The sequence below is a fragment of the Acinetobacter sp. SFD genome (assembly GCF_001647575.1).
Lineage (GTDB): Bacteria > Pseudomonadota > Gammaproteobacteria > Pseudomonadales > Moraxellaceae > Acinetobacter > Acinetobacter pecorum.
The window spans coordinates 608836-620778 of sequence record NZ_LSZJ01000001.1; the positions used below are offsets into that span (position 1 = coordinate 608836).

General features: G+C 44.1%; 8 protein-coding genes. 1 reads left to right on the forward strand and 7 read right to left on the reverse strand.

Annotated features, from left to right (window positions below; genetic code table 11):
* Nucleotides 1–485: 485 nt before the first annotated feature.
* The 5 genes from htpG to AY605_RS02925 all read right to left on the reverse strand — a co-directional run bounded on the left by htpG (nt 486) and on the right by AY605_RS02925 (nt 6376).
* Nucleotides 486–2405, reverse strand: coding sequence for a molecular chaperone HtpG (htpG, locus tag AY605_RS02905; RefSeq protein WP_064094963.1), 1920 nt, complete (start codon nt 2403–2405; stop codon nt 486–488).
* A gap of 151 nt (nt 2406–2556) precedes the next feature.
* Nucleotides 2557–2901, reverse strand: a complete 345-nt coding sequence (locus tag AY605_RS02910; RefSeq protein WP_064094964.1) for a lysozyme inhibitor LprI family protein — start codon at nt 2899–2901, stop codon at nt 2557–2559.
* Nucleotides 2902–3092: 191 nt separating this feature from the next.
* Nucleotides 3093–3698 (reverse strand): OmpW/AlkL family protein, encoded by a 606-nt coding sequence (locus AY605_RS02915; protein ID WP_064094965.1) that lies wholly within the window; start codon nt 3696–3698, stop codon nt 3093–3095.
* A 330-nt stretch (nt 3699–4028) separates the two neighbouring features.
* On the reverse strand, nt 4029–5393 hold the full coding sequence (locus AY605_RS02920) for a Na+/H+ antiporter family protein (RefSeq protein WP_064094966.1): 1365 nt from the start codon (nt 5391–5393) through the stop codon (nt 4029–4031).
* A gap of 101 nt (nt 5394–5494) precedes the next feature.
* Entirely contained in the window at nt 5495–6376 is an 882-nt protein-coding gene (locus tag AY605_RS02925) for an alpha/beta fold hydrolase (protein WP_064094967.1), read from the reverse strand.
* 117 nt (nt 6377–6493) lie between these two features.
* Here AY605_RS02925 and AY605_RS02930 point away from each other — a divergent pair, with 117 nt between their 5' ends.
* A complete protein-coding gene (locus AY605_RS02930; RefSeq protein ID WP_191730312.1) occupies nt 6494–6988 on the forward strand; it encodes a DUF4442 domain-containing protein in 495 nt (164 codons plus the stop codon).
* Nucleotides 6989–7046: 58 nt separating this feature from the next.
* On the opposite strand, the gene AY605_RS02935 is transcribed toward AY605_RS02930, so the two are convergent.
* Both AY605_RS02935 and rpoC read right to left on the reverse strand, forming a co-directional pair.
* On the reverse strand, nt 7047–7412 hold the full coding sequence (locus AY605_RS02935; RefSeq protein ID WP_064094969.1) for a hypothetical protein: 366 nt from the start codon (nt 7410–7412) through the stop codon (nt 7047–7049).
* 206 nt (nt 7413–7618) lie between these two features.
* Nucleotides 7619–11809, reverse strand: coding sequence for a DNA-directed RNA polymerase subunit beta' (gene rpoC, locus AY605_RS02940; RefSeq protein WP_064094970.1), 4191 nt, complete (start codon nt 11807–11809; stop codon nt 7619–7621).
* Nucleotides 11810–11943 lie beyond the last annotated feature (134 nt).

Consider the following 11943-nt stretch of genomic DNA (forward strand, 5'->3'; position numbering starts at 1 on the left):
AAAATCAATGCTTATTCAGGAGAGTAATGTGTCGTGGAGACAAGACGATTGCTGCCCCCTATACGCGCTTTTCTTGCAAGGATGAGCCCCATCTGTGACATATTGAATTCCACACGATTAGCACACTGGATACGCTGTAATTTTGGTACGTCTTTTTTGACCGATGCCTGAAAGCCAATATGATCATTATGCAACACTTTTCTTAGATGCCGTGTCGGCCAAAGCTAATGCACTCATTGAGATCAGCATGATCTGTACCTAGACTTATTACTAGCAATTTTTTCATGAAGAACTCTTCAATCTCAATAATCTCCATTATGAATTAATATTCAATAATCTATCCCATTTAAAGATTATAAAATTAAAGGTATTTCTTTATATGAGCTCACGCTTTTTAAAATTATGCAAAGAAAATTAAAGTTTTCAGGAATGAATTCAAGCTATGAAAAAATCCCTCCGAAGAGGGATTTTTGAAGCCTAGAAAATTAACCTAACAGCAGGCTGTTAATACGTTTCACATACTCAGCCGGATTTTCTGGCAACCCCCCTTCTGCAATCATGGCCTGATCAAAAATCACATTGGCCAGATCATCAAACTGGGCCGAACCTTCCAGTTTTTTCACCAGCGGATGTTCAGGGTTAATTTCAAGAATCGGCTTAATGTCAGGAACAGGCTGTCCGGCATCTTTCAGTATACGGATTAACTGCGGAGATAGCTCGCCTTCACCTGTGACCAGACAGGCTGGAGAATCAACCAGACGAGTAGTCACACGCACTTCTTTGGTTTTGTCTTTGAGAGAATCAGTCAGTTTCTCAACTACTGGCTTAAACTGTTCAGCCGCAGCTTCTAGCGCTTTTTTCTCTTCGGCGTCTTGCAAATCACCGAGGTCAACTGCACCCTTGGACACGTTCTGCAATGGCGTACCATCGAATTCATGTACGAAGTTCATGGCCCATTCATCGACACGCTCAGACATCAACAGTACTTCAATGCCTTTTTTCTTGAACAGTTCCAGTTGTGGCGAATTCTTCGCAGCGTTCAGGCTTTCTGCAGTGATGTAGTAAATGGCCTTCTGGCCTTCTTTCATGCGTGCCTTATAGTCCGCCAATGAAGTGCTAACTTCGTCGTTGGTCGAGGTAGCATAGCGCAACAGCTTTAAGATACGTTCACGGTTCGTAAAGTCCTCACCCAGACCTTCTTTCAGTACCGCACCAAATTCATGGTAGAAAGTCTTGAATTTTTCCTGATCTTTTTCATCTTCAGATTTTGCCAGGCTATCTAAAGTGGTCAGAATACGGCGGGTATTGCCTTCACGGATGGTTTTCACATCGCGGCTTTCCTGCAACAGCTCACGGCTGACATTGAGCGGAAGATCGGCACTGTCCACTACACCCTGTACAAAGCGCAGATAGTTTGGAATCAGGTTATCCGCGTCATCCATAATGAAGACGCGTTTGACATACAGCTTGATGCCTGCTTTGGCTTCACGGGTAAAAATATCCTGTGGTGCCTTGCTTGGAATATAAAGCAGCTGGGTGTATTCCGTGCTGCCCTCGACCCGATTGTGCGCCCAGGCCAAAGGTGCAGCAGAATCATGCGTCAGGTTTTTATAGAACTCGATATACTGCTCTTCGCTAATTTCAGACTTGTTACGGGTCCAGAGCGCGCTGGCCGAGTTAATGGCTTCCCATTCATCAGTCTTCACATAGTGACCGCCTTTCGGTGTTTCACCTTCAGCAGCTTCATCTTCCTGCCAGACTTCTTTTTGCATCTGGATTGGTAAGCTGATGTGATCCGAGTACTTGTTGATGATCTGCTTTACTTTATAACTTTGCAGATAATCCAGGGCATCTTCACGCAGGTGCAGGATAATATCGGTACCCCGGCTTTCTTTTGTAATCTGTTCAACTTCGAACTCACCCGTGCCCTCGCTGATCCAGCGCACACCTTCTGAGGCATCTGTACCGGCACGACGCGATTCTACCGTAATCTTGTCTGCCACGATAAAACCTGAATAGAATCCTACCCCAAACTGGCCAATCAGCTGGGCATCGGCTTTCTGATCTCCAGTCAGTTTAGACATAAAATCTTTGGTACCAGACTTTGCAATAGTCCCCAAATTATCAATCGCTTCTTGCTGGCTCAGGCCGATCCCGTTATCTGAAATGGTAATAGTTTTATTTTCTGGATCAAGGCTGACCCGAACATGTAGGTCTGGATCATTTTCATAATATTCAGGATGATTAATGCCTTCAAAACGCAATTTGTCACATGCATCCGAGGCATTGGAAATCAGTTCGCGCAGGAAAATTTCAGGATTTGAGTAAAGCGAATGGGTCACGAGGTGCAGTAACTGTGCTACCTCGGCCTGGAAACTGTGTTTTTGTACGTTTAAATCGCTCATGAATCACTCCTATTATTGTAAATACAGATATTAACTGCTGCCTATATGAATGGAGTGAGTTCAATAATTTTCAATAGTCTGAAGTGGATTTTTTCTCAAAAAAATTTAGATTTTTTATCTTTATCAGATTAATAGATTGAATCAATGAATCTTAATAAGGTCCCATTTTATAGATACGCTCAAACTGCAGGTCCAGCTGCTGCTGACGCATGTTATAGACCTGACTCAGACAAGACACCGATTCCTGGCAGCGGTCGCGAAACTGCAACCATTTGACCTGATCGCGCTGAATCACCGAGCGCGTTCCCATCGGTACCATACGGCGTAAAATATGGTAGCTGGTGCTCATCTTGACATCGGCATCATTGAGCAGTCGATGCTCACAAATCGTTTTTTCTGTACCAGTTACAGCTTTCTGACACTCAAAGCTTGCTGCATAGGCAGATGCTGCCAGCAGACTGGAGAAGATCACAATACCTTGGATTAAAAACTTCATGCTGATCTTCCTTATTATTCAATTATTAAGTCGTATTCAATTAATGTTTACTTTATTCGTTTTAATATAGTTGAACATTGCCGATCTGCTCAATTTCAACACGTTATAAATCGTTGTTATTTTGAAAAAAAAGCCTCATACAAGATGAGGCTATTGGAAAATCAATCCAGGAATGTGGAAGCTTAAACTTTTTAGAATTTGTAGCTATAACCCAATGTATAAACAATCGGATCAATATCTAAATTAAATTTAGATTTTCCAACTGCTGCAGCTGTTGCATCATCTAAAGTCACTTCAGGACTCAAATCCGCATAACGCACATCTACAAACACACCCCAGTTTTTAGCATCTGCCGGTTGATAGTTAAAACCGACTTGTCCAGCAATACCAAATTCCTCTTTGACGTCTTTTGCTGCACCTTCTTCATCCCAAGCAATAAAGGCTGTTCCACCCAAACCTACGTATGGCGTAAAACGTGTAGAGTTTTTAAAGTGATATTTTGCGGTAATGGTTGGTGGAAGATGCTTAATCTTGGCAATTTTCCCTAGACCCTGAGCAGAAATGTCATGGTTAAACGGGGCAGCCAATAATAATTCTGCCGAAATATTGTCATTGAAGAAATATTCAACAGAAGGAGTAAAACCATATTCCTGATCGGCTTCTACGACTAAACCTGGTGCAATTTCAGTATCGCTTGTTGGTGCCAAAGAACTCGCACCCACTTTAACTTGCCACGGACCTGCCATCGCAGATGCAGAAAGACCCATTAATGCAATTAAAGTAATTTGCTTTAACATTTTAAACACCCCACTGGAAGAATAATTATTAAAAAATAAACCCTAATTAATAATAAACACGATAGAAAATAATATGCAATACAGATTATAAAACTAATTTTCAATTATTATTTAAGATATTGTTTTAACTTTAAATTTATTTTAAATTGACTGGAAAGGTTGGTTTTAAATACCAAGTGAATTAATCAGATTAACAGGCTTTATTCAGAGTAAAACAATCAGGTTTATATTAATTTAATCTTTAATAAAAATATTTAAAATACATCTTATAATTTATTTTAAATCCAGATTAATCTGCCCTGATCTATATCAGGGCAGATTAAAATTTCCTTAGAGGACCATAGCTGCAATCCAGCCAAAAATGATCAGCGGAATATTAAAATGAATAAAGGTAGGGACTACGCTGTCTTTCATATGGTCATGTTGACCATCCATGTTTAAACCCGAAGTCGGACCTAAAGTTGAATCCGATGCTGGGGAACCGGCATCACCCAAAGCTGCTGCAGTCCCGATAATCGCAATAGTCGCTGCAGGACTAAAACCGAACTGGATACAAAGCGGCACATAGATAATCGCTAGAATCGGAATGGTTGAGAAAGACGAACCAATACCTAAGGTAATCAGCAGACCGATCAGCAGCATCAAAAATGCGGCCAGTGCCTGACTATTACCAATCCAGTGGACCGATGCCTCGACCAGCGCAGGCACCTGATTGGTGGCTTCAATCACGGCTGCAAAACCTTGTGCTGCAATCATGATAAAACCGACCAGCGCCATCATGCGCATACCGGTAATTATCACATCATCCGCTTCTTTCCACTTGAAAATACCGGCACAGCTGAGAATCGCCACACCGACCAGACCTGCTAGAATCATTGAATCTGAGTACAGTTGCACTACCAGGGTTAAAATAACAGCCAGACCGGCCATCCAGATAGTGAATTTCGAAATTTCAGGTTTAAGCTGTGGCTCTACCCCGAGTTCAGATGAAATACTTTGCGGCTTTTCAATCTGAATGTCTTTATACTGACGCGGTTTACGATAGCTGATAAATATAGCCACCAATAAGCCAACGAACATTCCAAATACCGGGATCGCCATGGCAGATGGAATCTGGTCATAGCTGATTTCAAAACCATAAGGCTTACCAAAAGTATTGATGTTATAACCCAGAATATCATTCAGGAAGATCGCACCAAAACCCACTGGAATCAGCATATAGGTTGCAACCAAGCCAAAGGTTAGCAGGCAGGCCACCAGACGGCGATCCAGCTGTAAATGGTTAAATACAATCAATAGCGGTGGAATCAGTACCGGAATGAAAGCAATATGCACAGGAATGACATTCTGTGAGAACACTGCAGCAATAGCGACGGTGAAAAAGATCAGATATTTCATCCGGTTCTGTGCTTTAAAATCCGCCTCACCCTTTAAGGTGCTAATCATTTTATAGGCCAGTAAATCCGGTAAACCCGAACGTGCCAAGGCCAAAGCAAATGCACCTAGAATACCGTAAGCCAAGGCAATTTTGGCCCCACCACCCAAACCATTGTTAAATGCGTCTAAGGTACCCTGCAGGCCAAGACCTGCCAATAAACCACCTGTAACAGCACCAATGACCAGGGCAAAAACCACAGGTACACGTGCCAATGAGAGTCCAAACATGACTCCAATAGCAGCAAGAATTGCGAACATAATGAATCGGAGATAGAGAGAAAGCCGCTATTTTATCAGAAAATACGGATAAAAATTCCGCCACTTTCTCCTCGCCGGGTCATGCTTCACAAAGCGGCTTCTCAATCGATGACCGCAGACTTCTTCTGAATAAAATGATCAATTAATTGAGCAACTTGCTCTGGCTGACTCAGAATCGCCCAGTGATTGGCAGCCAATTCTACTCTCGAAAAATCATCCACCCATTTAGACACTTCATCGATCAGATCAGGGCCGACAAACTTATCATTTTGCAACACAATCGCTTGTACAGGACAGATTGCAAAGCGCTGCCGTGGTTGAGCTAAACGTGGCAAAAAGTTAGCCCGATACAGATTCACACCATATTTTCCATCTTTGACAATATAGGGATTAAGCGGCAGATCATCGCGTTTTTCCAGTTGCTCAACGATCTTGGCCCAACGCTGCGGATTAAAAAAATTCCAGGCCAAAGGTGCCACCCAGGGCAGCTGAAACACCGCGATATACCAAGACTTGCTCATCTGCTTTAAGAATTTTGTTCTGTTTTGCTGGAACTGTTCGCGCATCCAGAAAGCTGCATGGTCCAGACAGGGGCCGGACAGCGTGCTATAAGACAAAATTCGGCCTTTGAATCTAAAATCTGTGACAGATTCCCAAGACTGAATTGAGCCCCAGTCATGTGCAGCCAAATGAAAAGCTCGATTCGGCAATACCTTATTCACTACTTCTTCCAGATCCTGACTTAAACGTGCCAGACGGTAATCCGAGATTTTTTTAGGAATACTGGACTCACCTGCACCACGTACATCATAGGTCACAATAAAGTAGTTCTGAGTTAAATAATGAATGACTGGCTCCCAAACCATCTGATGATCGGGATAGCCATGAACCAGCACCAATGCCGGCTGTGTGGGCTGTCCATAAGTTCTGACACAGAGCCGCTGCTGATCCGTGGTATCGACCCATTGTGTTTGCATTTCCATCTTTTAATCCTGTTCTTGTTATTGACCGCTTAGTTTATAAATCGGCATGATTGATCAATGCTAGCGCATTTTTGTTGCTCTAGTATGCATAATCAAAGCCACAAAAAGAATGTCAGTATGAACCTATTCCAGAAAATTCAACAACTGCCGCTGGTATCAAAATTTATTTTGAACCGCTATGCTCCTTACCGGGGTGCAGGTATCGAAATTGATAAGATTGATTTTAATAATTATCACGTGCGGGTCAAAATGCCGCTAACCCGTAAAAACCAGAATATTGTCGGCGTACATTTTGGTGGCAGCCTGTATTCGATGGTCGATCCTTTTTATATGTTACTGCTGATGCATCATTTGGGGCCGAAATATCTGGTCTGGGATAAAGGTGCCAGTATTCAGTTTTTGGCTCCTGGCCGCGGCACCGTGATCGCGGACATCCGGATCTCTGCTGAAGAAATCAGCACAATTATCAATTTGGCGGCCAACAATGCACCTGTATACCGCAATTATCAGCTAAATATCTATGATGAAGCCGGGGTCAGGATTGCGGAAGTAGAGAAAACGGTTTATATCCGGCGAAAACAGAGCAAAGGGAAAAGCCTATCTGTCAAATAAGATAAAAGCGCCCATATGGCGCTTTTAAATTTAGATTATTTTACAAGTGAAACAGGACTTAACGACGACGGTTATCCTGTTCAATGGCAGCTCCGGCACCACCACCGATGGCACCACCGATTGCAGCACCGGCATTACCACCAAAGATGCTTTTACCGACTGCTGATCCTACCGCACCACCTACACCACTATAGGTTGCATTACGGTTGGAACCACCTTGGGATTTACTACCTACTGCAGCACCGGCACCACCACCAATCGCAGAACCGACACCACCACCGACACTATTACCTACGCCACCACCGACGGCACCACCTAAGGCAGCAGCACCAATACGTTGATTTTTGCTCGACATGTTTTCACAACCTGCCAACATAAAGGTGGAAAGCGTGGCAACTGCCATAACACCGATTAACTTTTTCATGACCTTGGCCTTCCTGTCTTGTCTTGTTTTAATTAAGCTTATCTTCATTTTATGGAACTAAAATCTGCAGCGTGTTATTTCTCTCGGTATTCCTGCTGATTTTTGTAAGTATCAGTGGATAATTCCCATGTTGAGGAAGCTATCTGGATGAGTTTTGTATAAAAAAAGACGCCCGAAGGCGTCTCTTTTTTAAGCTTTAACTTGAATTAGAATTCTTCGTTAAATGCCTGGCTTAAAGCTTGGTCCACATCAGAGAAGTTATTATGCAGTTCAAATTCTGCAGCTTCTGCTTCTTGACGACGACGCTCTAAGTGGTAAGCCAAACCTGTACCCGCTGGGATCAGACGACCTACAACCACGTTCTCTTTCAAGCCGCGTAAATCATCTTCTTTACCTGTTACAGCCGCTTCAGTTAACACACGTGTGGTTTCCTGGAACGATGCAGCAGAGATGAACGAGTCAGTAGAAAGCGATGCTTTGGTAATACCCATCAATTGACGTTCAAACTTCGCAGGGAACTTGTTTTGCGCAAGAACTGCTTGGTTTTCCTGAACAACACGGATGTAATCCACTTGTTCGCCTTTGATGAAGCTAGTATCTCCACCGTCAGTGATATCAACTTTACGCAGCATTTGACGTACGATCACTTCAATATGCTTATCGTTGATTTTTACACCTTGCAGACGGTATACGTCCTGAACTTCGTTCACGATGTAATTCGTCAATGCCACTTCACCTTTCAGACGTAAAATGTCATGCGGGTTTTGTGGACCATCAGAAATCGTCTCACCACGGTTTACATGCTCGCCTTCGAACACGTTAATGGTACGCCATTTCGGAATCAGCTCTTCATAGATTTCAGAGCCATCATCCGGCGTAATCACCAGACGGTTCTTACCTTTGGTCTCTTTACCAAAGCTCACAACACCTGACACTTCTGCAAGGATTGCATGCTCTTTCGGCTTACGTGCTTCGAACAAGTCAGCTACACGTGGCAGACCACCGGTAATATCACGAGTACGTGAAGATTCTTGTGGTACACGACCGATTACGTCACCGACACCAATTGTTTCGCCATCGCGAACAGAAAGAATCGTGTTTTGTGGCAGGAAGTAGAACTGCTCACCACCATCGACTGTGTCTAATACAACAGCAGGACGCAAATCTTTACCTGACGCAGGACGTGAAGTCACTGGCAAGATTTCGATGGTTGACATACCTGTTGCATCATCAGTTTTAGAAGTAACCGTCACGCCATCAGCAATCTGGCTGAAACGCACTTTACCAGCAACTTCTGTTACCAATGGATGTGTATGCGGATCCCAAGTCGCCACGATACCGCCTGCTTCTACAGCTTCGCCATCTTTGAGCAAGATAGATGCACCGTATGGAATTTTATAGCGCTCACGCTCACGACCTAAGTCATCCGCAATACCGATTTCACCTGAACGTGAAGTCGATACCAAGTGACCTTTGGCATGTTGTACTGTTTTCACGTTGTGGAAACGTACTGTACCCTGGTTACGAACCTGTACGCTGTTTGCAGCAGAAGTTCGGCTCGCAGCACCACCCACGTGGAAGGTACGCATGGTTAACTGTGTACCTGGCTCACCAATCGATTGAGCTGCCATAACACCAACAGACTCACCCGGGTTCACCTGATGACCACGTGCCAGGTCACGACCGTAACATTTCGCACATACACCGAAGGTAGATGCACAGTTCACGACTGAACGCACTTTAATTTCGTCGACACCCTGGCTTTCGATAAACGCAGCCAGTTTCTCGTCAATTAAAGTATTACGTGGAAGCAGAACTTCATCTGTACCCACTTTCTTGACATCTTCAGCAACTACACGACCCAATACTCGTGCACCCAGGTTCTCGATGACATCACCACCCTGAATGAACGGAGTCATTACTAGGCCGTCGAAGGTACCACAATCTGGCTCGGTAATGACCAAGTCCTGCGCAACGTCTACCAGACGACGAGTCAAGTAACCAGAGTTTGCAGTCTTAAGTGCTGTATCGGCCAAACCTTTACGCGCACCATGTGTCGAGATGAAGTACTGAAGTACGGTCAAACCTTCACGGAAGTTCGCTTTAATTGGGGTTTCAATGATCGAGCCATCCGGCTTCGCCATCAAACCACGCATACCCGCCAACTGACGAATCTGAGCTGCCGAACCACGGGCACCCGAGTCAGACATCATGTAGATCGAGTTGAATGATTTTTGCTTCTCATCTTCACCCTGTTTGTTCTTCACAGTGGTGAAAGACAAGTTGTCCATCATCGCTTTAGCAACCTGGTCATTGGTACGTGCCCAAATATCGACCACTTTGTTATAACGTTCGCCGGCAGTTACGAAACCTTGTTCGAACTGTTGTTCGATTTCACGAACTTCAGCTTCCGCTTTACCAATAATTGCTTGTTTTTGCGGTGGAATAACCATGTCTTCCATACCGACAGATACACCTGAACGCGTCGCTTGACGGAAGCCCAAGTACATTAATTGGTCAGCGAAGATAACAGTATCTTTCAGACCCAATTTACGGTAGCAAGAGTTAATTAACTTAGAGATGTTTTTCTTGGTCATCTCAACGTTAATTTGCTGGAAATCCATCCCTTCAGGTACAACTTCCCAAAGTAGGCAGCGACCAGGCGTCGTATCTACAATAATGGTTTGCTGTTCGCGGTTACCGTCTTCGTCGATCACAGTCTGGTGTACACGTGCTTTAACGCGAGCGTGTAGATCAACCTGACCTGTTGCCAGTGCACGGTTTACTTCGTGAGTATCCGCGAACACCATGCCTTCACCTTTGGCATTGATTGCATCACGCGTGATGTAATACAAGCCCAAGACAACGTCCTGAGACGGTACGATGATTGGCTCACCGTTCGCTGGAGACAAGATGTTGTTTGTCGACATCATTAACGCACGAGCTTCAAGCTGAGCTTCAAGTGTTAATGGTACGTGTACCGCCATCTGGTCACCATCGAAGTCGGCGTTAAACGCAGCACATACGAGTGGATGTAGACGGATCGCTTTACCTTCGATCAGGATCGGTTCAAATGCTTGAAGACCCAGACGGTGAAGAGTTGGTGCACGGTTCAACATCACTGGATGTTGACGAATCACGTGAGCAAGTACGTCCCAAACTTCTGGGGTTTCGCGCTCAACCATTTTCTTCGCAGCTTTAATGGTGGTTGCTTGACCAGATGCCTGTAGTTTCGCAAAAATAAATGGCTTGAACAGTTCAAGTGCCATTTTTTTCGGAAGACCACATTGGTGCAAACGCAGGTTTGGACCAACAGTAATTACCGAACGGCCAGAGTAGTCAACACGCTTACCAAGTAAGTTTTGACGGAAACGACCCTGTTTACCTTTGATCATGTCTGCCAAAGATTTAAGTGGACGCTTGTTCGAACCGGTAATTGCACGACCGCGACGACCGTTATCCAGCAATGCATCTACAGACTCTTGCAACATACGTTTTTCGTTACGTACGATGATGTCTGGCGCAGCAAGGTCAAGAAGACGCTTCAAACGGTTGTTACGGTTGATCACACGACGATAAAGATCGTTCAGGTCAGAAGTCGCGAAACGACCACCTTCAAGTGGTACAAGCGGACGAAGATCTGGTGGAAGAACTGGAAGTACAGTCAATACCATCCATTCTGGCTTGTTGTTTGAATCGTTGAATGCTTCCATCAACTTCAAACGTTTAGAGGCCTTTTTCAGCTTGGTTTCTGACGTTGTAACAGGAATTTCTTCACGAAGACGTGCAATTTCAGCTTCAAGATCGATGTCTTTCAACAGGTCTTGAACCGCTTCAGCACCCATTTTCGCTGTGAATTCATCACCGTGTTCTTCTAATGCATTGAAGTATTCTTCATCGTTTAGAAGCTGGTATTTCTCAAATGGAGTCATACCCGGATCGGTCACTACATAAGATTCGAAATACAATACACGTTCAATATCACGCAGCGTCATGTCTAAAAGAAGACCGATACGGCTTGGTAATGATTTCAAGAACCAGATGTGCGCAACCGGTGAAGCAAGGTCAATATGACCCATACGTTCACGACGAACTTTCGCAGTAGTCACTTCAACGCCACATTTTTCACAAATGACGCCTTTGTATTTCATACGCTTGTATTTACCACACAAGCATTCATAATCTTTTACTGGACCAAAGATTTTGGCACAGAACAAACCATCACGTTCAGGCTTGAACGTACGATAGTTAATGGTTTCTGGCTTTTTAACTTCACCGTGAGACCATGACTTAATCATTTCTGGTGACGCAAGACCAATACGGATGCGATCAAACTCTACAGGAGCATGACCGTCTGAATCCGTCTTTTTGCGCATGATATCGAGCAAGTCTTTCAATTTTTTTCTCCGTGTGTTGTGGAGATTTTCACTCAACAACTGGGTCACAAATATTGTTTTTTAACTGAGTAATCCCCCCACCATCCTGCCTATCTCTAAGCGGGAAACTCCCCTTAAATTTAAGAGGAGTAAAT